Source organism: Paractinoplanes atraurantiacus (assembly GCF_900215205.1).
Taxonomy (GTDB): domain Bacteria; phylum Actinomycetota; class Actinomycetes; order Mycobacteriales; family Micromonosporaceae; genus Actinoplanes; species Actinoplanes atraurantiacus.
Map to the genome: position 1 here is coordinate 1 of NZ_OBDY01000003.1, position 26524 is coordinate 26524.

At 70.0% G+C, this 26524-nt stretch carries 30 protein-coding genes, 1 tRNA gene and 1 pseudogene; 23 read left to right on the forward strand and 9 right to left on the reverse strand.

Annotated elements, in window-relative coordinates; all coding sequences use genetic code 11:
* Positions 1–281 (reverse strand): transposase (locus tag CRP55_RS09065; RefSeq protein ID WP_179855100.1); only part of this gene is annotated, 281 nt, incomplete at its 3' end.
* Positions 282–804: 523 nt separating this feature from the next.
* Here CRP55_RS09065 and CRP55_RS54450 point away from each other — a divergent pair.
* The 14 genes from CRP55_RS54450 to CRP55_RS09135 all read left to right on the forward strand — a co-directional run bounded on the left by CRP55_RS54450 (position 805) and on the right by CRP55_RS09135 (position 11613).
* On the forward strand, positions 805–1617 hold the full coding sequence (locus CRP55_RS54450; protein WP_245922891.1) for a helix-turn-helix domain-containing protein: 813 nt from the start codon (positions 805–807) through the stop codon (positions 1615–1617).
* Positions 1605–1814 carry a DUF397 domain-containing protein gene (locus tag CRP55_RS09075; RefSeq protein WP_097319254.1) on the forward strand — a complete coding sequence of 70 codons (210 nt, stop codon included), beginning with the start codon at positions 1605–1607 and terminating at the stop codon, positions 1812–1814. Before CRP55_RS54450 ends, CRP55_RS09075 begins: the two co-directional genes overlap by 13 nt.
* Before the next feature lie 82 nt (positions 1815–1896).
* Positions 1897–2598: a uracil-DNA glycosylase gene (locus CRP55_RS09080; protein WP_097319862.1), complete on the forward strand. Its 702-nt coding sequence runs from the start codon at positions 1897–1899 to the stop codon at positions 2596–2598.
* A gap of 10 nt (positions 2599–2608) precedes the next feature.
* The gene (locus tag CRP55_RS09085; RefSeq protein WP_097319255.1) at positions 2609–3310 is read left to right on the forward strand and encodes a DUF4129 domain-containing protein; all 702 of its coding nucleotides are present in this window, start codon (positions 2609–2611) and stop codon (positions 3308–3310) included.
* A complete protein-coding gene (locus tag CRP55_RS09090; protein WP_097319256.1) occupies positions 3307–3894 on the forward strand; it encodes a hypothetical protein in 588 nt (195 codons plus the stop codon). The genes CRP55_RS09085 and CRP55_RS09090 overlap by 4 nt, the downstream gene beginning before the upstream one ends.
* A gap of 14 nt (positions 3895–3908) precedes the next feature.
* Positions 3909–4907 (forward strand): AAA family ATPase, encoded by a 999-nt coding sequence (locus CRP55_RS09095; protein ID WP_097319863.1) that lies wholly within the window; start codon positions 3909–3911, stop codon positions 4905–4907.
* A complete protein-coding gene (locus CRP55_RS09100; protein ID WP_097319257.1) occupies positions 4907–6250 on the forward strand; it encodes a DUF58 domain-containing protein in 1344 nt (447 codons plus the stop codon). The genes CRP55_RS09095 and CRP55_RS09100 overlap by 1 nt, the downstream gene beginning before the upstream one ends.
* 1 nt (position 6251) lies before the next feature.
* The gene (locus CRP55_RS09105; RefSeq protein ID WP_097319258.1) at positions 6252–6815 is read left to right on the forward strand and encodes a hypothetical protein; all 564 of its coding nucleotides are present in this window, start codon (positions 6252–6254) and stop codon (positions 6813–6815) included.
* A gap of 98 nt (positions 6816–6913) precedes the next feature.
* Complete coding sequence (locus CRP55_RS09110; RefSeq protein WP_097319259.1) at positions 6914–8284, forward strand: NAD(P)/FAD-dependent oxidoreductase; 1371 nt, start codon at positions 6914–6916, stop codon at positions 8282–8284.
* Between the two features lie 54 nt (positions 8285–8338).
* Positions 8339–8422: transfer RNA gene (locus CRP55_RS09115), tRNA-Leu, on the forward strand.
* 233 nt (positions 8423–8655) lie between these two features.
* Positions 8656–9177, forward strand: coding sequence for an Arc family DNA-binding protein (locus tag CRP55_RS09120; RefSeq protein ID WP_097319260.1), 522 nt, complete (start codon positions 8656–8658; stop codon positions 9175–9177).
* A gap of 49 nt (positions 9178–9226) precedes the next feature.
* Positions 9227–10066, forward strand: a complete 840-nt coding sequence (locus tag CRP55_RS09125) for a DUF4097 family beta strand repeat-containing protein (protein WP_097319261.1) — start codon at positions 9227–9229, stop codon at positions 10064–10066.
* A 21-nt stretch (positions 10067–10087) separates the two neighbouring features.
* Entirely contained in the window at positions 10088–10855 is a 768-nt protein-coding gene (locus CRP55_RS09130) for an ABC transporter ATP-binding protein (protein ID WP_097319262.1), read from the forward strand.
* Positions 10852–11613: an ABC transporter permease gene (locus CRP55_RS09135; RefSeq protein ID WP_281260770.1), complete on the forward strand. Its 762-nt coding sequence runs from the start codon at positions 10852–10854 to the stop codon at positions 11611–11613. The genes CRP55_RS09130 and CRP55_RS09135 overlap by 4 nt, the downstream gene beginning before the upstream one ends.
* 4 nt (positions 11614–11617) lie before the next feature.
* On the opposite strand, the gene CRP55_RS09140 is transcribed toward CRP55_RS09135, so the two are convergent.
* Both CRP55_RS09140 and CRP55_RS09150 read right to left on the reverse strand, forming a co-directional pair.
* A complete protein-coding gene (locus tag CRP55_RS09140; RefSeq protein WP_143234497.1) occupies positions 11618–12109 on the reverse strand; it encodes an alpha/beta-hydrolase family protein in 492 nt (163 codons plus the stop codon).
* A pseudogene (locus tag CRP55_RS09150) lies at positions 12058–12625 on the reverse strand (alpha/beta-hydrolase N-terminal domain-containing protein). Before CRP55_RS09150 ends, CRP55_RS09140 begins: the two are co-directional and overlap by 52 nt.
* Before the next feature lie 176 nt (positions 12626–12801).
* On the opposite strand from CRP55_RS09150, the gene CRP55_RS09155 reads away from it, so the two are divergent.
* From CRP55_RS09155 to CRP55_RS09180, 6 genes are all read left to right on the forward strand, one after another.
* The gene (locus CRP55_RS09155; RefSeq protein ID WP_097319266.1) at positions 12802–13884 is read left to right on the forward strand and encodes a S1C family serine protease; all 1083 of its coding nucleotides are present in this window, start codon (positions 12802–12804) and stop codon (positions 13882–13884) included.
* A 15-nt stretch (positions 13885–13899) separates the two neighbouring features.
* Positions 13900–15348, forward strand: coding sequence for a basic amino acid/polyamine antiporter (locus CRP55_RS09160; RefSeq protein ID WP_097319267.1), 1449 nt, complete (start codon positions 13900–13902; stop codon positions 15346–15348).
* 17 nt (positions 15349–15365) lie between these two features.
* Complete coding sequence (locus tag CRP55_RS09165; RefSeq protein ID WP_097319268.1) at positions 15366–16598, forward strand: arginine deiminase; 1233 nt, start codon at positions 15366–15368, stop codon at positions 16596–16598.
* Between the two features lies 1 nt (position 16599).
* On the forward strand, positions 16600–17247 hold the full coding sequence (locus CRP55_RS09170) for a MarC family protein (protein ID WP_097319269.1): 648 nt from the start codon (positions 16600–16602) through the stop codon (positions 17245–17247).
* A 129-nt stretch (positions 17248–17376) separates the two neighbouring features.
* Entirely contained in the window at positions 17377–18198 is an 822-nt protein-coding gene (locus CRP55_RS09175; RefSeq protein ID WP_097319270.1) for a Bax inhibitor-1/YccA family protein, read from the forward strand.
* Between the two features lie 68 nt (positions 18199–18266).
* Positions 18267–18545, forward strand: a complete 279-nt coding sequence (locus CRP55_RS09180) for a hypothetical protein (RefSeq protein ID WP_097319271.1) — start codon at positions 18267–18269, stop codon at positions 18543–18545.
* Between the two features lie 76 nt (positions 18546–18621).
* Here the strand turns inward: CRP55_RS09180 and CRP55_RS09185 are convergent, their stop codons facing one another.
* From CRP55_RS09185 to CRP55_RS09195, 3 genes are read right to left on the reverse strand one after another with little or no spacing between them, the layout of a single operon-like run.
* On the reverse strand, positions 18622–19866 hold the full coding sequence (locus CRP55_RS09185) for an acetyl-CoA C-acetyltransferase (RefSeq protein ID WP_097319272.1): 1245 nt from the start codon (positions 19864–19866) through the stop codon (positions 18622–18624).
* Between the two features lie 57 nt (positions 19867–19923).
* Positions 19924–20715: an SGNH/GDSL hydrolase family protein gene (locus CRP55_RS09190; protein WP_097319273.1), complete on the reverse strand. Its 792-nt coding sequence runs from the start codon at positions 20713–20715 to the stop codon at positions 19924–19926.
* 14 nt (positions 20716–20729) lie between these two features.
* Positions 20730–21740, reverse strand: a complete 1011-nt coding sequence (locus CRP55_RS09195; protein WP_179855102.1) for an SGNH/GDSL hydrolase family protein — start codon at positions 21738–21740, stop codon at positions 20730–20732.
* Between the two features lie 119 nt (positions 21741–21859).
* On the opposite strand from CRP55_RS09195, the gene CRP55_RS09200 reads away from it, so the two are divergent.
* Together CRP55_RS09200 and CRP55_RS09205 are read left to right on the forward strand one after the other, a co-directional pair.
* On the forward strand, positions 21860–22204 hold the full coding sequence (locus CRP55_RS09200) for a YkvA family protein (protein WP_097319274.1): 345 nt from the start codon (positions 21860–21862) through the stop codon (positions 22202–22204).
* 3 nt (positions 22205–22207) lie between these two features.
* Positions 22208–23566 carry a cystathionine beta-synthase gene (locus tag CRP55_RS09205; protein ID WP_097319275.1) on the forward strand — a complete coding sequence of 453 codons (1359 nt, stop codon included), beginning with the start codon at positions 22208–22210 and terminating at the stop codon, positions 23564–23566.
* A 19-nt stretch (positions 23567–23585) separates the two neighbouring features.
* Here the strand turns inward: CRP55_RS09205 and CRP55_RS09210 are convergent, their stop codons facing one another.
* Complete coding sequence (locus tag CRP55_RS09210) at positions 23586–24530, reverse strand: S1C family serine protease (RefSeq protein WP_097319276.1); 945 nt, start codon at positions 24528–24530, stop codon at positions 23586–23588.
* A 169-nt stretch (positions 24531–24699) separates the two neighbouring features.
* Between CRP55_RS09210 and CRP55_RS09215 the strand changes: the two genes are divergently transcribed.
* Positions 24700–24981 (forward strand): hypothetical protein, encoded by a 282-nt coding sequence (locus tag CRP55_RS09215; RefSeq protein ID WP_097319277.1) that lies wholly within the window; start codon positions 24700–24702, stop codon positions 24979–24981.
* Positions 24982–25245: 264 nt separating this feature from the next.
* On the opposite strand, the gene CRP55_RS09220 is transcribed toward CRP55_RS09215, so the two are convergent.
* Together CRP55_RS09220 and CRP55_RS09225 are read right to left on the reverse strand one after the other, a co-directional pair.
* A complete protein-coding gene (locus tag CRP55_RS09220; RefSeq protein ID WP_097319278.1) occupies positions 25246–25896 on the reverse strand; it encodes a maleylpyruvate isomerase family mycothiol-dependent enzyme in 651 nt (216 codons plus the stop codon).
* Positions 25893–26471, reverse strand: coding sequence for a TetR/AcrR family transcriptional regulator (locus tag CRP55_RS09225; RefSeq protein WP_097319279.1), 579 nt, complete (start codon positions 26469–26471; stop codon positions 25893–25895). The genes CRP55_RS09220 and CRP55_RS09225 overlap by 4 nt, the downstream gene beginning before the upstream one ends.
* Positions 26472–26524: the final 53 nt, after the last annotated feature.

The window sequence follows — 26524 nt, forward strand, 5'->3', positions numbered from 1 at the left end:
AAAGCCGTTGCCCGCTTCAAAATGTCGACGTCCTGCTGCAACCGGCGGTTCTCCGAACGCAGGCGGGCCAGCTCGGCCCGCTCGTCGGAGGTCAGCCCGTCGTCGCGGGTGCCGGCGTCGAGCTCGGCCTGCTTGACCCACTGCCGCACCGCGGTTTCGGTCAGATCAAAATCCTTCGTGACCTGCCCGACCGTGCGGTCCCCGCGCTGACACAACTCGACGATCTCCGCCTTGAACTCGGGCGTGAACGCCCGCCTCGGCCTCGATCGCTTCTTTCCCACGCTCTCCATGATGCTGGACATCCTCCCGGAGACCCCAGGTCCCCTGATCTCGGATGTCCGTCAAAACGGGGCAGGCCCACTTCGGGTTGGAGCAGGAAGACGACTGCTTCCCGCTCGGCCACGTAACGCACATCCTCCACGTCGACGAGGAACGGCCCGAGGTCCACACGAACGTCGGCCTCCGGATGCCCGAGCAGCATCTGCATCAGTTCGAGCTGGTCCACGACGCCCCCTCGGCGCAGGCGGGGCACCGGAGCGTCACTCCGCATTCCCCGCACCACCGATTCTTGGCGCGCAAAGTGATCAACCCAGCCAGGAATCCAACAATCAGCGAAGGTGCCACCGCCAAAGCCACTCCCATTTCCGCCCTCCTCAGTTCGTTATTTCGGCCTTCACAGTCTTCCGGTGTCATCGATACCCTCGGAAGCTTCGAAGCCCATTTCCGGCGCGGGCGTGCGGTGAATCTTTTTCATGTGCAGGTCTGTGGAGGCGAGCGGGATTCTTGTGGCGGGGGTGTGGAGCGGTGGACGAACAGGCGACTCCGTCGACGTTCTTGCTAGGAGAACTGCGCCGGTCGCGCGTGTCGGCTGGAATGAGTCAAGAAGATCTCGGCAAGGCGATCAACTATTCGGGCTCGCAGGTGAGCGCGGTGGAGAACGGTCAGCGACCGCCGACGCGCGAGTATCTGACGGCGGTCGACGGCGCGCTCGGCACTGGCTGTGTCTTCGAGAGGCTGCTGAACGGCCTCGTCAACTTCGATCATGCGCCGGTGTGGTTTCGGGACTGGTTGATCATTGAGCGGGAGGCCACACTGATCCGATGGTTCGAGCCGCTCGTCGTGCCGGGGCTCCTGCAGACCGAAGCGTATGCGCACGCGATCATCGCAGGCGCTGGACTGATGGATCAGGCGGAGATTGACCAGCGCGTGTCCACCCGAATGGAGCGGCAAGGACTCTTGGAGCGATGCGACCCGCCGACCTTGATCGCATTGGTCGACGAAGGCGTGCTTCGCCGGTCGGTCGGCTCGCCTTCGATCATGGCCGACCAATGTGAGCATTTGGTGGATCGTGTGACGAACTCGAATGTGCACGTGCACGTGCACGTCGTGCCGGCCTCCGCGGGACCTTATGCGGGACTCGCTGGACCTTTCATCCTGGCCAAAGGGCGCGAGTTCGAGACCGCGCATTTGGATACGCCCTGGCAAGCACAGATCCTTCACCGCCGAGAGGACGTTGATACGCTGATCAAGCGATGGGAAGCGATCCGAGGCGAGGCGCTGCCAACGAGGCAGTCCCTCGATCTGATCAAGGAAGTGGCGAAGTCATGGCAGACCTGAACGGTGCCCGCTGGCGCAAGTCGACCCGTAGCGACAACGGCGGCGCCTCCTGCGTCGAGGTGGCCAAGAATCTTCCCGATGTGGTGGGGGTCCGGGACAGCAAAGATCGCTGTGGGCCTGTGCTGACCTTTGGGCCGGAGGCCTGGGGTGCGTTTCTTGCCGGGATCAAGGCCGGGGAGTTCGACCTGCCGGAGTGAGCCACCCCGGGTGCGGTGACTTCCCGGCGGATGTTGTGCTGGGTGGGTGAGTAACGCGCGTACTAGGGAAGACGTTGTTCGGCTGGCGGCGGGGGCCGCGTCTCTCGGTGTGCTCGACGAGGAGGTCTCGGACTGTTTTGCCTGTCCGCGGCTGGTGGCCTGGCGTGAGGAAGTGGCCGCCACCAAGCGGGCGTCCTTTCGAAATTGGGACTACTGGGGGCGGCCTGTCCCGGGGTGGGGCAACGCCGATGCCGAGATCGCCATTCTGGGGCTCGCGCCGGCGGCGCATGGTGGGAACCGGACGGGGCGGATCTTCACGGGGGATCGGTCCGGTGATGTTCTCTTCGCGGCTCTGCATCGGGCGGGGCTGGCCAACCAGCCGACCAGTGTCTCCATCGACGATGGGCTGGCCTTACGGCATTTGCGGATCTTCTCCGCGGTGCGTTGTGCACCTCCGGACAACAAACCGCTTCCCGACGAAAGGGACACCTGTGCGCCGTGGCTGCATCGGGAGCTGAACCTGATCCGGCCCACCCTGCGGGTGGTCGTCGCCCTGGGTGCTTTCGCCTGGCAGGCCTGGTGGCCTGCGATGCGGGCGGTCTACGGTGTGCCGGCTCCGGTGCCGCGCCCGAAGTTCGGGCATGGGGCTCATGTCAGCCTGCCGGGAGTGCCCGAATTGCTGGGGTGCTTCCACGTGTCTCAGCAGAACACGTTCACCGGTAAGCTCACCCCGGCCATGCTGGACGACGTCTTCGCGCGTGCCAAAGAGCTGGCCGGTTTGTGATGGAGACAACGTGGACCTCGCTGCGGTGCGTCGCTGGTGGCCTCTGGCCGCCGTCCTCGTGCTGCTCTTCGTGACCTCGCTCGCCGCCACCCGCAGTGAGGCCCAGCTCGACGAGATCGTCCGCGACGAGCCGATCGGTGACCAGCCGATCCTTCCCACGACTGTGCCGTCGGCGCAGGTGACCACGCCGCCCGAGCCGGAGCCGGCGCGCGGGCTGCCCGACTGGGTCGGCACCGTCGCCCTCGTCGTGTTCGGGGTCATCGCGGCCGTCCTGGTCGGACTGGTGATCTACGCCCTGCTTCGCGATCGGCGGGCGAAAAAAGGGAAAAATCCGAAGAAGCGCACACGGAAGAGCGACCAGCCGCGTACGGCCGAGGAACTCGTGGCCGCCCTCGACGCCGGCCTGGAGGAGCTGTCCGACACCGATCGCGACCCGCGCCGGGCGGTGATCGCCTGCTGGGTGCGCCTGGAACAGGCCGCCGCGGCCGCCGGCACCCCGCGGCACCCGGGCGACAGCCCCACCGATCTGGTCGGCCGCCTCCTCAATGAGCAGCAGGTCGACGCCGCCGTCCTCGCCGCCCTGCTCGAGGTCTACCGCCAGGCCCGCTACGCCACGCACACCGTCGACGACCAGATGCGCCACCAGGCCCGCGAGGCCCTGCAACGCCTCCGCGCCGACCTGGGCGCCCCGTCCGAGGTGGCGGCCCGATGACGCCCGACGGCAGCCTGGACGATCTCTTCGGCTATCGCGAGGAGCCGGTCGCGCCGGCCGAGGAGCAGACGCCGGTCGAGAAGCGGCGGTCGCTGCTCTCCTGGATTCTGATCAATCTGCTCGTCGTCGCCCTGCTCACCGTCGTCATCGTGGCCGCGCTGCGGTCGTCCGACATCGACATCTCCGTGATCTTCGTGGTGACCGCCCTGATCGCTCTCCGCCTCGTCGTTCTGGCCGTCCAGTGGGTCAAGGCCCCGGTCCTTCCGAAGCGCTCGCGAAACGGCCGCGGGGCGAGTGACCGCGGAGGACCGGACGCTCTGCGGGCCGCCGTCCGGCGCTGGGAGCAAACCCTGGAAAGGGCGCACGACGACCCCGATCTCTACTCGCGTAACGTTCTGCCGGTGCTGGCCGAGCTCACCGACGAGAGGCTGCGGCTGCGACACGGGATCACCCGTCAATCGGACCCGCGGCGCGCCCGTGAGCTGCTCGGCGATCCGCTCTGGGCGGCGCTGCACGACCGCGGCCGGCGCGCGCCCAAGACGCGCGACCTTGAGAGCTACGTCGATGCGCTGGAGAAACTGTGACGAAGGGTGCCCCGGTGACCGAGACAGGCGTGCAGGCTCTTCCCCCGTACGAGGTGGGCAGACTGGCCAATGCCGTCCTCGACTCGGTCGGCAGCGTCGTGGTCGGCAAGCGTGACTCGCTCGAGCTCGTTCTGGCCGGCATCCTGGCCGGCGGCCACGTCCTGCTGGAGGATCTGCCCGGCCTCGGCAAGACGCTGACCGCCCGCTGTTTCGCCCAGTCGCTGGGCCTCGACTTCCGCCGGCTCCAGTTCACCCCCGACCTGCTGCCGGCCGACGTCACCGGTTCTTTCCTCTACGACCAGCGCAAGGGCGACTTCGCCTTCCGGGCCGGCCCCGTCTTCACCAACATGCTGCTGGCCGACGAGATCAACCGGACGCCGCCGAAGACACAGGCCGCCCTGCTCGAGGCCATGCAGGAGAAGCAGGTCTCCGTCGAGGGCGTCACCTATCGGCTCGACCCTCCTTTCCACGTGCTCGCCACCGCCAACCCGATCGAGTACGAGGGCACGTACCCGCTGCCCGAGGCGCAGCTCGACCGCTTCCTGCTGCGGGTCTCCTTCGGCTATCCGACCGCCGAGGAGGAGTGGGATGTTCTCCAGCGGCGCATGTCCCGCCGCCAGGAGGAGGCTTTCCTGGCCCCGGTCGTCGACTCCGCCACCCTCCAGTCGATGCAGGCCGCCCTCGAGTCGATCACTGTCGAGGACTCGATCGGCCGGTACATCGTCTCGCTGACCGCCGCCACCCGTGAGCACGCCTCCGTGCTGGTCGGCTCGTCGCCGCGTGGCTCGCTCGCCCTGCTCCTGCTGGCCCGGGCCCGGGCCGCCATGGCCGGCCGTGACTTCGTCGTTCCCGAGGACGTCAAGGACGTCGCCGTCCCGGCTCTCGCCCACCGCATCACGCTGCGGCCGGAGATGTGGCTGCGCCGCGTCGACCCGTCCTTCGTGGTCGACGAGGTCCTTCAGGCCACGCCCGCGCCGGCCAGTGGCGCGCTGCCCACATACACCGCCGGCTGATGGGCCCGCGGCTGCGCAGCGCCGTTCCGCCGCCGTCGCCGGCCGACGCGACGGCCGGCCCGGCCTGGGTGCCGACCCGGGCGCTGGGCCGGGCCGTCCTGCTGACCGGCCTGCTGCTGGTGCTCGGGGTCGCGCTGGGCCGCGTCGACCTGGTGCTGCTGGCCGCCCCGTTCGCGATCGGCGTCGCCGTCGGCCTGCGGCGCATGCCCAAATCGTTCCCCGAGCTGACCGTGCAGGCCGACCAGGAATACCTGGTCGAGGGCGGCCAGGTCGAGGCGTCCGTGACCGTCAGCAACCCCGACGAGATCTCGTACGACCTGGTCGTGGTCCGGGTCCGCACCTCGCGCTGGCTGAATCTGGAGCAGTCCGACCGCCCCTTCGCGATCACCGTGGGCGCCGACGGCTGGGCCGCCGTCGAGCTCAGCGGCGAGGCCCGGCGCTGGGGCCGGCAGGACGTCGGCCCGGCCGCGGCCCGGGTCGCCACCTGCGGCGGCCTGCTCGCCTGCCGTCCGGTGATCACCAACGGCAGCGACGTGCGGGTCTATCCGGTCACCGAGCCGTTCAACGCCATCGAGGCCATGCCGGCCGCCGCCGGCCTGGTCGGCGCCCACCGTTCGCGGCGGCCCGGCGAGGGTGGCGAGCTGGCCGGGGTGCGCCCGTTCGCGCCGGGGGACCGGTTGCGCCGCATCGACTGGCGCGTCTCCCTGCGTACGCGGGACCTGCATGTCGCCTCGACCCTCTCCGACCGTGACGCCGAAGTCGTTCTTCTGCTCGACGTGCTGGGTGAGGTGGGCCTCTCCGGTGGCGTCGGCGGCAGCGCCTCGGTGCTGGACACGACCGTCCGCGCGTCGGCCGCGATCGCCGAGCACTACCTGCAACGTGGCGACCGGGTCTCGCTGCTGGAGTACGGCGCCGCCGCCCGCCGGCTGCGCCCGGCCACCGGCCGCCGCCAATATCTGACCGTGCTGGAGTGGCTGCTCGACGTGCGTCCCGATCCGATGGAGGCGCACGAGCACGACTTCGGCGCCCACCACGTCTCCTCGGACGCGCTCGTCATGGTGCTGACCCCGCTGATCGACCCGCGGGCGGCCGACATGCTGGCCTCGCTCACCCGGTCCGGCCGCTATGTCGTCGCCGTCGACACTCTGCCCGCGGGCGCCGCCCCCGAGGTCCGCGATCAGTGGACCCCGCTGGCCACCCGGTTGTGGCGCATCGAGCGGGAGAACGTGCTCGGCCGCCTGCGGGAGCACGGCGTTCCGGTCGTCTCCTGGGCCGGCGCCGGCAGCCTCGACCTGGTCCTGCGGGACGTCTCCCGCCTCGCCTCGGCGCCCCGGGGGCACTGACATGTTCAGCCTGTTCGCCCGCAAGCTGGCCGGCGCCAAGACCGTGCTGACCCGGGCCACCGTCCTGCCGTTCCTGGTGCGCTGCGGCATCGCCCTCTGCGGCCTGGTCGCCATGGCCGTCGCGTGGCCGCAGGCGCTGCTCGGCTCGCAGTTCTTCCTGCCGCTGGCCCTGGTCGCCCTCTACCCGGCGGTGGCGCCGCGCGGCCGGGGCGCCACCTTCGCCGCGCTGGCCGTGGTGGCCGGCTGGCTGGTCGACACCGTCATGGAGGACGCGGCGGTCTCGCTGGGCCGGGTGCTGACCATCGCCACGGCCCTCTATCTTGGACATTCACTGACCGCATTGGCGGCCGTTCTTCCGTACGACGCCGTCGTCAATGCCGACGTGGTCGGTGTCTGGTTGGCCCGCGCCCTTGCTGTGGTGCTTATCTCTGCCGTACTGACGGTAGCCATTCTGGGACTCACCGCTGATTTGGCGGGAAGCGCGTTTTTGGTCGCTACTCTTGTCGGATTGGCTGGTGCAGCGTGCGCCACGCTCCTCATAGCACGCCTCGTTCGCCGGGCGTAAATGTCCTCGAAATATGTGCGTCACAGCACTTGACAGATGGACTTGGGATAGATCACACCGAGAGGCGTCGCAGGCCGCGAAGAGCGACAATGTAAGGCGTGAATCCGCAGCGCATTGTCGTCGTAGGGGCAGGTCACGTCGGGCTCTATGCCGCCCTGCGTCTGTCGAAGAAGCTCAGTCGCCGCAAGGCTGAGATCGTCGTCATCGACCCCCAGCCCCACATGACGTATCAGCCGTTCCTGCCCGAGGCAGCGGCCGGCAACATCGAGCCGCGGCACAGTGTTGTGCCGCTCCGCCGCGAGCTCAAGAAGTGCCGCGTCATCGTCGGCGAGGTCACCAAGGTCGAGCACGCGCGCAAGACGGTCACCGTCCAGCCCATCGAGGGCCCCGCCACCGAGATGGAGTACGACCACATCATCGTGGCGCCCGGCTCGGTCTCGCGGACGCTTCCGATCCCCGGCCTCAGCGAGCGCGGTATCGGCTTCAAGACCATCGGTGAAGCCATCTACCTGCGCAACCACGTCATGGACCAGCTCGATGTCGCGGCCGTGACGCCCGACCCCGAGATCCGCAAGGCGGCTCTGAGCTTCGTCTTCGTCGGTGGCGGCTTCGCCGGCGTCGAGGCGATGGCCGAGATGGAGGACGTCGTCCGCGACGCCCTCAAGTACTACCCCGAGCTCGACCAGAAAGAGGTCAAGTTCGTCCTGGTCGAGGCCAGCAACCGGATCCTGCCCGAGGTCGGCGCCAAGATGGGCGCGTACGCGGCCCGTCAGCTGGCCAAGCGCGACATCTCGATCCGCCTCGAGACGTTCCTCAAGTCCTGCGTCGACGGCAACATCGAGCTGTCCGACGGCGACAAGTTCCGCGCCGAGACCGTGGTCTGGACCGCGGGCGTGAAGCCGTCGCCGATGCTCGACGTCACCGACCTGCCCCGCGGCCCCAAGGGTCACGTCAACTGCCTGCCCACCCTCCAGGTGGCCGACGACGAGGGCAACGTCCTCGACGGCGCCTGGTCGGCCGGCGACTGCGCGCAGGTGCCCGACCTGACCAACCCCGGTGGCTGGTGCTCGCCGAGCGCCCAGCATGCCGTTCGCCAGGCCAAGGTGCTCGCCGACAACATCAAGTCTGTGGTGCTCGGCGGCCTGCCGAAGGAGTACCGCCACAAGTACGTCGGGTCCGTCGCCGGCCTCGGCCTCTACAAGGGCGTGGCGCACGTCTACGGCATCAAGGTGCGCGGCCTTCCCGCCTGGTTCATGCACCGCTCGTACCACATGAGCCGGATCCCCTCGTTCAACCGCAAGGTCCGGGTCGTCGCCGACTGGACGCTGGCCTTCGTGCTCCGCCGCGAGACCATCGCCCTGGGCCAGCTGCACCACCCGCGCGAGGAGTTCCTCGAGGTGACCCCGCCGCTGCGTAAGCCGGAGGACAAGCCCGAGGACCGCACGACAGTGGGCGCCGGCACCCGCTGAGGTAATCTCCGTTTCCGCCACCCGGCCGGCAACCTATACGGTGTCTCCAGGCCCGCCCGGGTGGTGGAATGGCAGACACGGCCGCCTTAAAAGCGGCTGCCTCGCGCAGGCGTGCGGGTTCGAGACCCGCCCCGGGCACAATTTCAGAAAAAGACGACGCCACAGGCTCTGGTCTGTGGCGTCGCGCTTTTCCCGAGGTACGACTTCTCACCCCACCCACAAGCACAGCGCCCGTCCACGGAAGCTCAGCGCGACGTTCCCGCAGCTCAAGGCCGCAGCGCGCCTTTCGCGCCACTGCATGGTGCCAACATGGCACATCCGCGGTGCCACACCTCTTGCCGGTGGTGCCATGTGTGTGCCACGATGGTGCCATGGACTTGACCTCGTATGTGAACAACCTCGGACGCGAGTTCGCCACGCTGGCCGAGGCCGGTGGCGAGGAGCAGCGTGCGCTGGTCGAGCGCCTGACCGGCTCCCTCGAGTCGGCGATCCGCATGACACTGCTGGAGGCGCTGTCCGGCGCCGCCGACGAGATCACCGGCGACCTGGCGCCCGGCTCCGTCGAGCTGCGCCTGCGCGGCCGCGACCCCGAGTTCGTGGTGAAAGTGGCGCCCACGGCCGAGCCCGCCGCCGCTGAAGATGTCGCCGGGAACGCCACCGAGAGCGACCTTCAATTCGCCGAGGACGGCCCGGCCGCCCGCATCAACGTCCGCATGCCCGAGCAGCTCAAGGCCGCCATCGAGGAGGCCGCGGCCAAGGAGGGCCGCTCGGTCAACGCCTGGCTCGTCCGGGCCGCCACCTCCGCCCTGCAACAGCCCGGCCGCGCGCCGCGCACCGAGCCCCGCGACAGCGGCAAGCGCGCCGCGCAGCGCTTCACCGGCTGGGTTCGCTAACTCTCTGACCTGCTAAAACGCCTCACTGACTCATGAAGCGGGTACAACCATGCCTACTTTCGACACTCCCGAATCGATCAACGTCACTCTCGACTACTACGTCGGCGACGTGCGGATCGTCGCGAGCGACCGCGCCGACACCGTCGTCGAGGTCCGCCCGAACGACGAGCACGACGAGTCCGACGTGCAGGCGGCCCAGCAGCTCAAGGTCGAGTACGCACACGGCGAGCTGCGGGTGACCGGCCCCAAGCGCACCTTCGACTTCTCCAAGAAGACCAAGGCGGTGGCCGTCGACATCGAGCTGCCCAGCGGTTCCCGGCTCGACGCCCACCTCGTGATGGGCGGCTTCGACGTCACCGGCCGGCTCGGCGACACCAGAATCAAAAGCACCGGCGACATGCGGCTCGAGCAGACCGGCGCCCTGCGCCTGCACACCGGCTTCGGCAACGTCAATGTCGACCGCGTCCTGGGCGACGCCGAGGTCTCCACCGGCTCCGGCAAGATCCAGCTCGGCGAGGTCGAGGGCGCGGCCGTCATCAAGAACGCCAACGGCGACACCACGATCGACGTGGTCACCGGCGACGTGCGGGTGAAGAACGCCAACGGCGACATCGACATCGAGCGCACCGGCGCCGGGGCCGAGGTGAAGACCGCCAACGGCAAGATCCGCCTGGGCGAGGTGGTCCGCGGCTCGATCACGCTCGGCACCGCCGCCGGCGCCCTGGACATCGGCATCGCCGAGGGCACCGCGGCCTGGCTCGAGGTCACCACCGGCTTCGGCAAGGTCCACAACCAGATGGAACAGGCCACCAGCCCCGGCGAGGCCACCGAGACCGTCGAGGTCCGCGGCCGCACCGGCTTCGGCGACATCCTCATCCACCGCTCTTGAAGACGGAAAGGACCCACGATCATGGACGATCGGACCCCGGCCATCCGGGTGCACGGATTGCGCAAGTCCTACAAAGAGGTGGAGGTGCTCAAGGGCGTCGACTTCGAGGTGGCCCGCGGCAGCATCTTCGCGCTGCTCGGCTCCAACGGCGCCGGCAAGACCACGACCGTACGGATCCTGGCCACGCTCCTGAAGGCCGACGACGGCACCGCAGTGGTCAACGGCTTCGACGTCGCCGCCGAGGCGCAGCGGGTCCGCGAGTCGATCAGCCTGACCGGCCAGTTCGCCGCGGTCGACGAGATCCTCACCGGCCGCGAGAACATCATCATGATCGCCCGCCTGCGCCGGGTCGACGAGCCCGGCAAGATCGCCGACGACCTGCTCGACCGCTTCGGGCTGACCGAGGCCGCCGGTCGCCGGGTCGGCACCTACTCCGGCGGCATGCGCCGCCGGCTCGACATCGCGATGAGCCTGATCGGCGACCCGCCGATCATCTTCCTGGACGAGCCGACCACCGGCCTCGACCCGGAGGCCCGCATCGAGGTGTGGAAGGTGATCGAGAAGCTGGCCGACGGCGGCACGACGGTCCTGCTCACCACCCAATATCTGGACGAGGCGGAGAAGCTGGCCGACCGGATCGCGATCCTGCACCGGGGCCGCATCATCGTCGACGGCACCCTGGCCGAGCTCCGCAAGCTGCTCCCGCCGGCCAAGGTCGAGTACGTGGAGCGGCAGCCCACCCTGGAAGAGATCTTCCTGGCCATCGTCGGAGAGAAGGGTCAGTCGTGACCACGCACGTCCTGAGCGACACCAACGTCATGCTCGGCCGCTCGATGCGGCACATCACCCGCAGCCTCGACACGATCATCACCGTCACGATCATGCCGATCGCGTTCCTGCTGTTGTTCCGCTACGTCTTCGGCGGCGCCATCCAGGCCAACACCGACAACTACACCAACTACCTGATGCCCGGCGTGCTGCTGATCGCCATCGCCAGCGGCATCTCGTACACCGGCTTCCGCCTCTTCAACGACCTCCAGGGCGGCATCTTCGAGCGGTTCAACTCGATGCCGATCGCCCGCTCCTCGGTGCTGTGGGGTCACGTACTGACGTCGCTGGTCTCGAACGCTCTCTCCTGTGCCCTCATTGTCCTCATTGGACTGTTGATCGGCTTCCGCTCGTCGGCCGGCGTGCTGGCCTGGCTGGCCGTGGTCGGCATCCTGCTGCTGTTCACTCTGGCCCTGACCTGGATCGCGGTGCTGGCCGGCCTGTCCGCCTCGTCCCCCGACGGCGCGTCCGCCTTCTCGTACCCGATCGTCTTCCTGCCCTTCGTCAGCTCGGCCTTCGTGCCGACCGACACCATGCCGGCCCCGGTCAAGGCGTTCGCCGAGAACCAGCCGGTCACCTCGATCGTCAACTCGATCCGGGCCCTGCTCGACCAGCAGCCGGTCGGCAACGACATCTGGATCGCCCTGGCCTGGTGCGTGTGCATCACCGTCGTCGCCTACGCGCTGGCCATGCGCGCCTACAAGCGCAAGATCTCCTGACGCCTCAGGACCGTTCCGCCGCGATCACCTCGGTGAGCGCGGCGGTTCTGGCGTCCGTCCACCCCGCCGGCGGCGCGATCCGCGCCCAGGCCGCGACCGGCATCGCCCCGAAATCGTGCCCGTGCCCGTCGGGAACGCCGTTGGAGACCGCCATGTCGGCCGTCACCTGCCAGAACGTCACGAACGGATACCGGTGGACGGCCGGCAGCACGTCCGAGCCGCGCCGCTCGCGCAACCAGTCGGGCCGGCTGACCATCAGCCGCGGCGACCACCACGTGATCGGATCGGACGCGTACTGCCGATAGACGACCCGGGGGCCCGCTCCAGGCCGGGCCCGGCTCGTCGAGATCGCCCGGAACGGCCGCGAAGCGGACGGTGGCGCCCCGCTTGTACTCCAGCGGTCGACGCCCCGCGCGTTCACCCAGCCCGGGCCGGTCGCCGTGATCAGGCACAGCACCTCGCGCTCGAAGGCCCCGGTGCGCCGCAGCTCGGCCACGCCCGATCGGCCCGCTCCCTCGACTCCTCGGCCGCGTCCAGACCGACGTACACCCGAATCGGGTCTTTGATCTCTGCGCCGTTGAATTTCGCCAGCTCAGCGCGGTCCGGTCCGCCCGCCACGAACCGCCGGCCCTGATTGCCCAGCGAATCCCACGACACCAGCGAGCCCGGTCCGCCCGAGCGGAGAAGGTCGGCGGTGGGCGCGCTCTCCGGGTCGGTCTCGCCATTGAGCGTACGGAAGGAGGCGTCGGCCGCCCCGCAGCACGACGCCGTTGAGCACCCCGATCAGCAGCGCCACGGCCGCGACCCCGGCGATCACCCGGGCCGCCGAGGCCGGGACCCAGCGGCCGAGCCGCGCCGCGGCCCACCGGGTGCCGTCCCGCACCAGCCGGCACAGCGCGACGAGCAGGGCCGCCGTCACCACCGCCACCGGTAGAACCAGCAGATACCAGAACGGCGCCGTCGGCTCCATGCCGAGCAGCCGGTGGATGTCGGCCTGCCACCGAAGAGCCACTCGCGCGGCAGCAGCGACGGCGTCAGGGGCAGGCAGAAGAACAAGGTGGCCGCCGTCAAGCCGCCGAAGTCGTAGCGCCGGAGCGTCATGCGCCTGATCGGCGCGCCCCGGATGATTCGGCGGTTCATCCGTTCGGGGTGACGCCCATTCGATCGACAGGCACCAACGTTGGCCGCATGCGACTCACGCCGGGACGTCTGGTCGCCGGGGCAGTGGCCTTGGCGCTGCTGTCGGGGATCACCGGTGGCCTGCTCGGCGCGGCCGTGTCCGGTTCGGGCGGCGACGGCCGTCCGGCCGCGGCCGCCGCCACCGGTGGGACCGCCTGCGACGTGACCCAGGTGGCGGCGACCGTGTTCCCGTCGCTGGTCACGATCAACGTGCGGCGCGGGGCCACCGGCGGCCTCGGGTCGGGCTCGGTGCTCGACCGCGACGGCAACATCCTCACCAACGACCACGTGATCGCCCCCGCGTTCGGTGCGGGGACCACCCCCGCCACCATCACCGTCGACTTCGCCCGCGGCGCCTCCGAGGTGCCGGCGACCGTGGTCGGCCGTGACCCCGCCACCGACCTCGCGGTGCTGCGGGTCGACCCGGCCGCGGCCACCCTCACCCCGATAGCGATCGGCGACTCCTCAGCCTTGGTCGTCGGTCAGCCGGTGGTCGCGGCCGGCTCCCCGCTCGGCCTCAACAGCACCATCACGGCCGGCGTGGTCAGCGCCCTCAACCGCTGGATCGACGTGGGTGACGGCGCCGAGCCGGCCGCCCTGGTCAACGCCGTGCAGACCGACGCCGCGGTCAACCAGGGCAACAGCGGCGGCCCGCTCACCGACTGCGCCGGCCGGCAGGTCGGCGTCAACTCGGCCGGCGCCCAGCCGCCGGAGGGCGGTGGCGGCAGCATCGGGCTCAACTTCGCCATCCCGATCGACTTCGCCCTCTCGGTGGCCGAGCAGCTCATCGGCGACAAGAAAGCGACCCACCCGGTCATCGGCGTCATGTCGGTGAGCGTGACCGACGAGATCGCCCGGTCCACCGGTCTGCCCCGCGGCGCCCTGGTCGAGCAGGTCGTGCCCGGCTTCGGCGCCGCCCGGGCCGGGATGCGCCCCGGCGACGTGATCACCCAGGTCGGCGGCACCGCGGTCAACGGCACCGACCAGATGCTCGTGGCCATCCGCACCCACAAGCCCGGCGACACGGTCGACGTCCGCTTCAGCCGCGGCGGCTCCGCGCAGACCGCCCAGGTACCGGTGACCGAACCCTAGGAAGGCGACGACGACGTGACCGGAACCGACACCACCACGACCACCGCGTCCACGGCCCAGAAGCTCACCCTGGTCACGATGACCATGATGGTCATCGGCAGCATGGTCGGGGCCGGTGTCTTCTCGCTGCCCCGGCGCTTCGCCCAGGAGACCGGGGTCTACGGCGCGCTCATCGCGTGGGGGATCGCCGGCGCCGGCATGCTGATGCTGGCCTTCGTCTTCCAGACCCTCGCCCTGCGCAAGCCCGAGCTCGACGCCGGCGTCTACGCGTACGCCAAGGCCGGCTTCGGCGAATATCTGGGCTTCTTCTCGGCCTTCGGCTATTGGGCCAGCGCCTGCGTCGGCAACGTGACCTACTGGGTGCTGATCATGTCGACGGTCGGCACGATCTGGCCGGCCATGGGTGACGGCGACACCCTGCTCGCGGTCACCGTGTCCACTGTCGGCATCTGGTTGTTCTTCTACCTGATCCAGCGCGGGGTCAAGGACGCGGCGGCGCTCAACCGGATCGTCACGGTGGCCAAGGTCGTGCCGATCATCGTCTTCGTCCTCATCGCGCTCTTCCTGCTCGACCCGAAGGTCTTCGCCGACAACCTCAGCGGCCCGGCCGACTACGGATCGCTGTTCGAGCAGGTCAAGGGGACGATGCTGGTCACCGTCTTCGTCTTCCTGGGTGTCGAGGGGGCCAGCGTCTACTCCCGGCACGCCAAGCGGCGGCAGGACGTCGGCCGGGCCACGATCCTCGGCTTCCTCGGCGTGTTCGCCATCTTCGCGTCGGTCACCATCGTCTCGTACGGCATTCTGCCCAGCTCCGAGATCGCCGAGCTGCGGCAGCCGTCGATGGGCGGTGTGCTCGAAGCGGCCGTCGGCACCTGGGGCAAGGTCTTCGTCAGCGTCGGCCTGATCGTCTCGGTGCTCGGCGCCTATCTGGCCTGGACCCTGATGGCGGCCGAGGTGCTCTTCGTGGCCGCCGCCGACGACGACATGCCGCGCTTCCTGCGGCGCACCAAGCGCGGCGACGTGCCGTTCAACGCGCTGCTGCTGACCTCGATCCTGATCCAGCTCGTCCTGGTCGTCACCTACTTCTCCGAGGACGCCTTCAACTTCGCCCTCGACCTCACGAGCGCGCTCACCCTGATCCCGTTCCTGCTGGCCGCCGCGTACGCCCTGAAACTGGCCCTGACCCGCGAGACCTATGTGGAACAGCCACAGGGACGCGGGCGTGAGCTCACGATCGGGGCGCTCGCCGTGGCGTACACCATCTTCCTGCTCTTCGCCGCGGGCCTGAAGTTCGTGCTGGTCTCGCTGATCATCTATGCCCCGGCCACCCTGCTCTTCATCAAGGCGCGCCGGGAGCAGGGCCGGCGGCTCTTCTCCGGGCCTGAACTCGTCATTCTCGCCGTCTCGATCGTCGGCGCCGTCGTCGGCGTCGTGGCGCTGGCGGCGGGCTGGATCTCCATCTAACTCACCAGGGAGTTGACATGGAACACGGAGTCCACTCAGAGGTCGGCCGGCTGCGCAAGGTGCTGGTCTGCGCACCCGGGCTGGCCCACCGCCGGCTCACCCCGGGCAACGCCGACGACCTGCTCTTCGACGACGTCATGTGGGTGGAGAACGCGCAGCGCGACCATGCCGACTTCGTCAACAAGCTGCGCAACCGCGGCGTCGAGGTGGTCGAGCTGCACGAGCTGCTGGCCGCGACGATGGCGATCCCCGAGGCCCGCACGTGGCTGCTCGACCGCAAGATCATTGCGAACGAGGTCGGCCTCGGCCTGCTCGACGACACCCGCGCCTTCCTCGAGGAGCTCGCACCGCGCGAGCTCGCCGAGTTCCTGATCGGCGGACTGGCCACGTCGGACCTGCCGGCCGAGTTCCGCAAGTCGGCCTACGTCTCGCTGGCCCGCGAGGCGACCGGCGTCCGCGAATATCTCATGCCGCCGCTGCCCAACACCCTTTACACCAGGGACACCACTTGCTGGTTGTACGGAGGGTTGACGCTCAACCCGCTCTACTGGCCGGCCCGGCACGACGAGACCCTGCTGATGAAGGCGATCTACGAGTTCCACCCCGACTACGTTGGCTCCAAGATCTGGTGGGGCGACCCGGAGAAGGACTGGGGCCTGGCCACCTTCGAGGGCGGCGACGTGATGCCGGTCGGCAACGGCGTGGTGCTGGTCGGCATGAGCGAGCGCACGTCGCGGCAGGCCATCACCCAGGTCGCGCAGTCGCTGTTCGCCAACGGCGCGGCCTCGAAGGTGATCGTGGCCGGCATGCCCAAGCTGCGGGCCGCGATGCACCTGGACACGGTGTTCACCTTCGCCGACCGCGACGTGGTCACCCTGTACCCGAACATCGTCGACGGGATCCACCCGTTCACGCTGGTGCCCGGCTCCTGGGGCGTCGACGTGATCGACAACGAGGGCCAGCGCTTCGTCGACGTGGTGGCCGAGTCGCTCGGCTTCAAGCAGCTGCGGGTGATCGAGACCGGCGGCGACGTGTACGCCTCCGAGCGCCAGCAGTGGGACAGCGGCAACAACGCGGTGGCGGTCGAGCCGGGGGTGGTCTTCACGTACGACCGGAACACGCAGACCAACACCCTGCTGCGCCAGGCCGGCGTCGAGGTCATCACGATCGTCGGGGCCGAGCTGGGCCGCGGGCGTGGTGGCGGGCACTGCATGACGTGTCCGCTGATCCGCGACGCAGTCGACTTCTGAGATGTCCTTCAAGTACGACGCGCTGGTTCTCTTCCTGGCGCTGTTCGCCCTCTACAGCCCGGTGGCGGCGCTGTCGTCGTACCTGCCGATCGTCCGCCCGTACACGCACGCCGAGCAGCTGCGGCTCTCCCTGGGCCTGGTCGTCAACGTGGTCGTCTTCGTCCTGTTGGCGATCTGGGTCGGCGAGCCGCTGCTGGAGCTGCTCGGCATCAGCACGGCGGCGCTGACCGCGACCGGCGGCATCGCCCTGATCCTGGCCGCGGTCCCGCTCATGACCGGCAAGGTGCCGGTTCCCACCGCCTCCTCGGCCGCCTCTTCCGAATCGGGCAAACCCGCTAAGTCCGTCCTGTTCACCCCGATCACGTTCCCTCTGACCGTCGGCGGTACGACCTTCGCGTTCGGGGTGGCGGCCTCGGCCGACGTCGGCAGCGTCACGGGCCGGCTGCTCCTGTCGGTCGCCGCCCTGGCGTACGCCATAGTCACGGGTCTGACTCTTTATGCGGCCGGCCACGTCGAGCGCCGGATCTCCTCGGCCGCGGCGGGGATCCTCGACCGGATCGCCGGGATCCTGCTGACCGCCATCGCCGTCGTGCTCCTGACCAACGGTTTCACCGAACTCGCCCTGTCCGCGATCGACCGGTTTCAGTAACTTCACAGTTTCACGTTCAGCTGGTTCACAGGCACGCGCAGCGCCGAGAAGTGACTCTTGCCCGTACCCTGGAAGAGCACGTCAAGGTGCCATTACCTCGTGCCTCAACCTCAAGGGAGGCTGGACACAGTGAAGACTTCAAACCCGGTGCTCTCACGCCTCGGCCAGGCGGCCGAGCGCGAGCGTACGGCCGGGTACGGGGCTTACGGCCCCGCCGGCGCCCCGGGTTACGGTCAGCCGTACCCGACGACGCCGGACTACCCCGCCGCTCCGCCCGCCGTGCGCCCGATGACGGTCGACGACGTCGTCGTCAAGACGGTGACGCTGCTCGGCATCACCGGCATCGCCGCCGTCGTCGCGTGGAACGTGGTGCCCGACTCGGCCACCGGAGCCGCCTGGATCGGCGCCGCGATCGTCGGCCTCATCCTGGGCTTCGTCATCTCGTTCTCGCGCATGGCCAACCCGGCGCTCGTGGTGACCTACGCGGTCGTCGAGGGCGTCTTCGTCGGCATGGTCTCGAAGACGTACCAGGAGTTCTTCGGATACGACGGCATCATCCTGCAGGCGGTGACGGCCACCTTCGGCGTCTTCTTCCTGATGGCGGTGCTCTACAAGACCCGCGTGATCCGGGCGACGCCCAAGTTCACGCGCGGCCTGATCGCCGTCATGGGCGGCCTGTTCGCCGTCATCCTGATCAACCTGGTGCTGTCGCTGTTCGGCTTCAACACCGGCCTGCGTGACAACGGCCCCCTCGGCTATGTCTTCAGCATCGTCTGCATCGTGGTGGCCGCGCTCAGCTTCATCCTGAGCTTCAACGAGGTCGAGGAGGGCGTGCGGATGGGTCTTCCGCAGCGCTACTCCTGGGTCGCCGCCTTCGGCATCCTGGTCAGCCTCGTCTGGCTCTACCTCGAGATCCTGCGCCTGCTGAGCTTCTTGCAAGGCGACGACTGATCTCCACGCTTGACCGGCAGCGCCCGGGCCGACTCCCCTCGGCCCGGGCGCTGTTCTATGTTCTTCCGGTGACCGACTTCGCGACCTCCGTCGACCGGCTGCTCAACCAGGTGCGGCACTGGGAGGCGCCCCGCTGGCGGGCCGAGGGGCGCGGCGACCGGGTGTACGCCCTGGTCCAGCGCCTGGCCGACCTGGCCGCCGACGCCGAGGGCCGGCCGCGCCGGGTGGTGCCGCGCGAGTCCGACCTGGTCCTGCCCGACCAGTTGCGCGTGATTGCGGACGACGTCCCCGCCGGTGCCCTTCAGGAGGCGCTGGCCGAGGTCGACGCCGTACGGCAAAGCCTCTGAAGATCAAGCCTCTGAAAATAATGCCGCCGAGCCCGGCCGCTCGTGGCAGGCCGGACCCGGCGGGAATCCGTGGGTCCTAGCTGAGACGCTCCAGGACCATCGCCATGCCCTGGCCACCGCCGACGCACATCGTCTCCAGGCCGATCGACTTGTCGTGCCAGTCGAGCGAGTTGAGCAGGGTGCCGGTCAGGCGGGCGCCGGTCATGCCGAACGGGTGGCCGACCGCGATGGCGCCGCCGTTCACGTTCAGCTTGTCGATCGGGATGCCCAGGTCCTGGTACGAGGGGATCACCTGGGCCGCGAAGGCCTCGTTGATCTCGACCAGGTCGACGTCGTCGATGGTCATGCCGGCCCGCTTGAGGGCCTGCTTCGAGGCCTCGACCGGGCCCAGGCCCATGATCTCGGGGCTGAGCGCGGTGACGCCGGTCGAGACGATCCGGGCCAGCGGGGTGATGCCCAGCTCACGGGCCTTGGTGTCGCTCATGATGACCACCGCGGCGGCGCCGTCGTTCAGCGGGCAGCAGTTGCCGGCCGTCACCCGGCCGTCGGGGCGGAACACCGGCTTGAGCTGCGACACGCCCTCGATGGTGACGCCGGGGCGGGGGCCGTCGTCGGCCGAGACGACAGTGCCGTCGGGCAGCGTCACCGGGGTGATCTCGCGCTGCCAGAAGCCGTCGGCGATGGCCTTCTCGGCGAGGTTTTGGCTGCGTACGCCGAATTCGTCCATCTCTTCGCGGCTGACGCCCTTGAGCTGGGCGAGGTTTTCCGCGGTCTGGCCCATCGCGATGTAGACGTCCGGCAGCAGGCCGTCCTCGCGCGGGTCGTGCCAGGTGCGGCCGCCCTCGCCGAACGACTTGGTGCGGGCCCGGGCGTCTTTGAACTTCGGGTTTTCCCAGCCGCCGCCGACCAGCGCCCGCGCCTCGGGTGGGAGGCCGTCGGAGCTGCCCCGCGCGAAGCGGGACACGGTCTCGACGCCGGCCGACAGGAAGATGTCGCCCTCGCCGGCCTTGATGGCGTGGAACGCCATGCGGGTGGTCTGCAGCGACGACGAGCAGTACCGGGTGACGGTGGCGCCGGGCAGGCCGTCGAGGCCGAGCTGGGTGGCGACCACGCGGGCCATGTTGAAGCCCTGCTCGCCGCCGGGGAGTCCGCAGCCGAGGTAGAGGTCCTCGATCAGGGTCCGGTCGAGCTGCGGCACCTTGCTCAGGGCCGCGTCGATGATGGTCGTGGCGAGGTCGTCGGGGCGCAGATCCTTCAGCGAGCCCTTGACGGCGCGGCCGATGGGCGATCGGGCGGTGGCGACGATGACGGCTTCCGGCATGGAGCCAATTTAACTCGCCGGTAACTTTCACCGGAAGTGCAAATTCGTCACATCTGTTTATTGGACGGACGACATCGCGGCCTTGACCACAGCGGGGTAGAGGGCGTGTGCCCACACCCGGTATCCATCGGCCGAAGGGTGGAAGCCGTCGTAGCAGAGCGTGCCCGCGTCGGCCCGGAACACCGCGCCCGTCTCCTCGGCCAGGTCGACCACCGCGCCGCCGGCCGCCGTGACCGCCTTGGCCTGCGCTTTCGCCATGCGGCGGCCCATCAGGCCGGCCACCTGCCGCAGCGGGGGAGCGATGGCCCGCAGCGCGCCCAGGTCGGGGCACGTGCCGACGACGACCCGGACGCCGGCGTCGCGCAGGCGGCGCACCGCCGTGCCGAGCTGGGCCGCCGACTCCTCGGGGCTGCGCAGGCTCGTCGCGTCGTGCGCGCCGATCAGCACCACGGCCACGTCGGGCCGGTCGCCGAGCAGAGCCCGGGCCACCTGCGTGCCCAGGTCGGAGGAGCGGGAGCCGGCCACGCCCACGCTGGAGAGCAGCACATGCCGCTCGCCGGTGTCGGCCGTGCCCTCGGCGAGCAGCCGGGCCAGCTGGCCGCCGACCGTCTCGGAGAGCCACTCCACGCCCACGCCGATCGCCGCCGAGTCGCCCAGCAGCACCAGGCGCAGCGGCGGAGCCGACACGCGGCCCATCGACGTGCGCAAGGCCAGGCCCATCGTCGGTTTCGCGTATCGCCGCGCCTTGGCCGCGAGAACCTCGCCGACCAGCAGGGCGGCACCGCCCACGGCGCCGGCGAGCAGACCGGTGGCCGTGGCCCTGCCGATCCGTGCGTTGAGCCCCGCCATCTCTCGCCTCCCTGCTATTGATCCTCTGGGGTCCACCCTACGGCGCTCGGCGCCGGGGCACGGCGGTGACCGAACCAGTGCCGCGTCTCGCCGAACCAGGGATGACGCCGCAGGACGGCCCAGCGCCCCTGCGCGCTCACCTCCGTGCCGGCCGCTCGCACCGCCTCGTGCGCGGCCTCCTCCAGACCGCCGACACCGGCGGCCGGCCGCGGGGAGTCGTCGGCGAGCGAGGCCATCAGCGTCGGCATCACGACCGCCGCCGCACGGGCGTACCCCTCGGCGGAGGGGTGGAAACGGTCGGAGCTGAACATCCGCACCGGATCGGCGACGAACATCGGGCCCAGCAGGTTGCCCAGCGAGACCGTGCGCCCGCCGGCCTCGACCACGGCCACCGTCTGGGCGGCGGCCAGGTCGCGGCTCCACTTGCGGGCCAGCCAGCGCAGCGGCGGCTTGATCGGCTGGATGGCGCCGATGTCGGGGCACGTGCCCACCACGACCTTGCAGCCGGTGGCGCGCAGCCTCCGCACGGCCTCGCCCAGATGGCGTACGGCGCCGGACCGGTCCGAATAATGCGTGACGTCGTTGGCGCCGATCAGGATCACGGCCACCTCGGGCTCGTGCTCGAGGGCGGCGTCCACCTGGTACGGCAGGCCGGACGACATGGACCCGACCACCGCCAGGCGATGCAGCCGCACGGGACGGCGCAGCCGCCGCGACACGCCGATGGCCAGCAGCGCCCCGGGTGTCTCGCGGGGACGGTGCACGCCGTAGCCGGCCGCCGACGAGTCGCCGAGGATGACCATGGTGAGCGGCCGGCCGCCGAATTTCGCGCCGTAGACGCCGTCGCCCCGCGGCGGGGGCGCCTCGGCCATGGGAATGACACGCCGCGCGTCCGCGGCCTGGCGGAGCAGGAGGCCGGCCGACACCGCGGTCAGCCCGGCCAGCGCGCCCGTCACGCCGCCGAGGACCCGCCCGGCCAGCTTGATCCTGCGCCAGTCGTCTGCGGTGATCTGGATGGTGCTCACGGGCTCCCTCGCCGTCGGGTCAAAACAACGTCAGTAGGGAACTACGAATCTAACGCGCGGCCGCGAGAGGTAATCATGGCGCGCCCAAGTCATGCTGGAGTAGCGGAGAGGGGAACACCATGGCGAAAACACTGAAACGTGCGGCGGCGTTCAGCGCCCTGACCAAGGCTCTCGTGTCCGGGGCCCGGGGCGGGCCGTCCCTGAGCAAGCGGGTCGCGGCCATTCCGCGCATGCTCAAGGCCACCGCGAGCGGCAAGTACGACGGCGGGATGCGCCTGGCCCTGATGACGGCGGCCACGGTGTACGTCGTCTCGCCGATCGACTTCGTCCCGGAGGCCTTCCTGTTCGTCCTCGGGCTCGCCGACGACGCCGTGATGGTCGCCTGGCTGGCCGGGGCGGTGCTGGCCGAGACCGAGCGCTTCCTGGAGTGGGAGAGGCAGCAGGACCGGATCGTCGTAGTCTAAAGCGTGCGCTACTACGACAACGTCGTCGACATCATCGGGGACACCCCCCTGGTCAAGCTGAACCGGGTCACCGAGGGCATCGCCGCCACGGTGCTGGCCAAGGTCGAGTACTTCAATCCGGGCGGTTCGGTCAAGGACCGGATCGCCCTGCGGATGGTGCTCGACGCCGAGGAGGCCGGCCTTCTGAAGCCCGGAGGCACCATCGTCGAGCCGACCAGCGGTAACACCGGTGTCGGTCTCGCCCTCGTCGCGCAGCAGCGCGGCTACAAGTGCGTCTTCGTCTGCCCCGACAAGGTCAGCGAGGACAAGCGGAACGTCCTGAAGGCGTACGGCGCCGACGTCGTCGTCTGCCCCACGGCAGTGGCGCCCGAGGACCCGCGTTCCTACTACAACGTCTCCGACCGGCTCTCCCGCGAGATCCCGGGCGCCTGGAAGCCCGATCAGTACAGCAACCAGGCCAACCCCCGCTCGCACTACGAGCAGACCGGTCCCGAGCTCTGGAAGCAGACCGAGGGCCGGATCACCCACTTCGTCGCGGGTGTCGGCACCGGCGGCACGATCACCGGCGTCGGCAAATACCTCAAGGAGCAGGGCCCGGTGCGCGTCATCGGGGCCGACCCCGAGGGCTCGGTCTACTCCGGCGGCACCGGCCGGCCCTACCTGGTCGAGGGCGTCGGTGAGGACTTCTGGCCGACCACGTACGACCGGTCGCTGGCCGACGACATCATCGAGGTCTCCGACTCGGACTCGTTCGAGATGACCCGGCGCCTGGCCCGCGAGGAGGGCCTGCTGGTCGGCGGCTCCTGCGGCATGGCCGTGGTGGCCGCGCTCGAGGTGGCCCGCAAGGCCGGCCCCGACGACGTCATCGTGGTCCTGCTGCCGGACGGCGGCCGCGGCTACCTGTCGAAGATCTTCAACGACGACTGGATGGCGCGGTACGGCTTCCTGCGCACCGTGGAGGGCCAGCCCACCGTGGCCGACGCCCTCGAGGGCAAGGGCGGCGCCATGCCGCCCCTGATCCACGTCCACCCGACGGAGACGGTCCGCGACGCCATCGACTACATGCGGGAGTACGGCGTCTCGCAGTTGCCCGTGCTCAAGGCCGAGCCGCCGGTGGTCACGGGCGAGGTGGCCGGCTCGATAGCGGAGAAGGCGCTGCTGGACGCCCTGTTCACCGGCCAGGCCCACCTGCACGACACGATCGAGCGCCACATGGGCGACCTGCTTCCCATGATCGGCGGCGGCCAGCCCGTCAGCGAGGCCGTCGCCCTGCTCGAAAAGGCCGACGCGGCCATGGTCCTGATCGACGGCAAGCCGGCCGGCGTGCTGACCCGCCAGGACCTGCTGGCCCACCTGTCCTGACCCCTGTGACCGCGCCCGCCTATTCCAGCTCGGCGGGCACGGTCACCACATCCACCAGGGCGTTCTTGCGCAGCAGGGTCATCGGCAGCTGCTGGCCGATGGCCGGGCCCAGCATCAGCCGCTGGAGCTCCTGCACGGTCTGGATCGGCTTGCCGCCGGCCGTGAGCAGCACGTCGCCCAGGTAGATCCCGGCCTTGCCGGCCGGGCTGCCCGGGACGACCTCCACCACCCGCAGGCCGAGCTTCTGGTCGATCCGGGCCGCCAGCTGCGGCGGCAGCGGGGCGGGCACGCCCGCGACCCCCAGCCAGGCGCGCCGCACCCGGCCCGAGGCCACCAGCTCGCCGACGATCGACCGTGTGGTGGCGTTGATCGGCACGGCCAGGCCGAGGCCGTATCCGGCGACCGCGGTGTTGATGCCGACGACCGTGCCGGTCGAGTCGGCCAGCGCCCCGCCCGAGTTGCCCGGGTTGAGGGCGGCGTCGGTCTGGATGACGCTGTCGATGATCCGCACCCGGTGCCCGTCGCGGGCCGGCAGGGAACGGCCGAGCCCGGAGACCACGCCCGCGGTCACCGACCCGGCCAGGCCCATCGGGTTGCCGACGGCCACGACCAGCTGGCCGATCTTCAGATCGTCGGCGTTGCCGAGCGGCGCGGCGGGCGCGCCCGGGTGGTGCACCCGGACCACGGCCAGGTCGGAGAGCGGATCGGCGCCGACCACGTCGAACGTGGTCTCGGTGCCGTCGGCGAAGGTGGCCGTGCCGCCGTTGGCGCCGGCCACGACGTGGGCATTTGTCAGGAGAAAACCGTCGTCGGTGAAGGTGACCGCCGAGCCGGCGCCGGCGCCGCGGGCGGTACGGACCGACAGGGCGGCCACGGAGGGCAGAAGCTTGGTGGCGACGCCGGTCACCACACGGCTGTAGGCATCGAGTGCCCCGGATTCGACACCCGTGTGTTCGGTATCCATGACGGTCTCAACAGTGCCCGGACGAGCATCGATGCCCGACAGGCGTCCGCCCATGGCGAACACTTGTCCGTCACGCATAGTCGCGGCAGTCGCACAGAAAGTCCGACCGGCCGATGGCGCCGGGCGGTTGTATGAGTCGTGACGGACGTATGACGAGCGGGGGTGAGGAATGGTCATCGCCGACCGGCCGGTCCCGGCCGACATTGTGGACCGCCTGCTGTGGCGGGACGCCCAGAGCATGCTCGGGCAGCACACCGGGGCGGGCCACGACGGGAACTGTGTCTGGTGTGGATGGCGCTGGCCGTGCGCCCCGCGGCGGCTCGCCGAGAGGGCCGAGGCGGCCTCGCGGCGGCCTTGGCGGGAAGCGTGGACCGTCCGCCACGACCTGAACAGCATCCGGGCGCTGCCGGCCATGAACCACCGGCCCCGCAACACCGGCTACTTCAACTGAATCTTCCGACGTCGCCGTCCGCTTGACCTCCCCCGGATTAGCAGCCCGGCGACGTCACACCGGCGGTGAGTTCGCTGCGCCCCGCCAGCGCCGCGATCTCCCGCATCAGGACCCGCCCTTGAACTGGCCAGGACCGGCACGCCTCCGCCGGTCCAGCGCCTCCGGCCAGGCGCGACCCCCGGTTCGGGCGGGGCGGTTGGCGGGAGTGCGTGACCACAGGTTCCCCCGTTCCACATCGGTCACGCGCTCCCGCCCAACCAACGGTTACTGACGGCCGGAAGCTGTTCGGGCGGTGAGTTCGGCGGCTCCGTCGCCGGAGAGTTGCGGCAGCGCGGCGAGGCGGCCGCAGCACACCAGCAGGAGGGCGGCCATCGGCCCCTGAACGGTGGGGCCGTCGCCGGCCGACCAGGAGGTGTCGGTCGCGGTGAGCCGGAAGCCGGTCATCTTCTTCGTCGCCGGCAGCGGCGGCGGCCAGCGCATGGTCAACGCCCGGGTGGCCGCGACCGCGGCGGCGTCGGCCGGCAGGTCGAGGCGGAGACCGAGCGGGAGAGCGATGTCCTGGCTGTGCACCAGGATGTCGCAGAGGGTTTCCAGGCGGGTGACGCCGAAGATGTGCCGGCGGGAGCCGATCGTGCCCCGGATCTCGGCGACGATCTGTTCGGTGGTCAGGGCGGCCGCGCGAACTCGGGCGACATGGGCCGTGGTGCGGTCGATGGTGCCCCGCCACTTGACCATCTGGCCGAGCACGGCGCCGGGACCGAGTTGCTGAAGCGTCAGGTGGGCGGCGACGTCGCGGACGGTCCAGTCCGTGCAGAGCGACGGCCGGCGCCATTGATCGTCGTCGAGCGCGGCGAGGAGGTCGCACAGGGCGGCGCGCTGCGCGTCGATGGTGTGCCAGATCTGGTCGGTGTTCACGTCGGCACCTCCGCGGGCTTCGCCGGGATCACGGTCGTGACCAGCGCGGTTATCTGGTCGGTGGGATCGAACGCGGGGTCGGGCAGGGCCAGGTCGTGCAGGACCACGCCGGTGTAGTGGTTCATGATGATGGGAGCATCGCGCTCGGGATCGGTCGAGCCGGCAACGCGCAACCAGGTCATGAACCAGGTGTTGACCCGCCCGCCGGTGGCCAGCAATTGGGCGCGGATGGCCGGGCGGATGCCCGCCTCCACGAGGATCGCGTAGCGGGCCAGGACCAGCGTGCGCTGCGCCCCGGTCGAGGTTTTGGCCGCGGCGACGAGCACCTGGGCGAGCTCGTGCGGGGTCGTCGGGTACATCCGCATCGCGAGGTCCTCCCACAGCGCCCGCTCGCGCTCGGCGAACCGCTCCACCACCGCGTCGAGCAGCGCGTCGCGGGTGCGGAAGTAGTTGGAGGTGGAACCGGACGAGAGCCCGGCCTGCGCGTCGACGGAGCGGTGGGTGAGCGCGTGCATGCCGCGCTCACCGAGGACGGTGATCGCGGCGTCGAGAAGCTGGTCGCGTCGGCTCGCCATATCGGCACACTACAATCGTAGTGCTTCTCATGGCAACTGTAGTACGGTCCGGG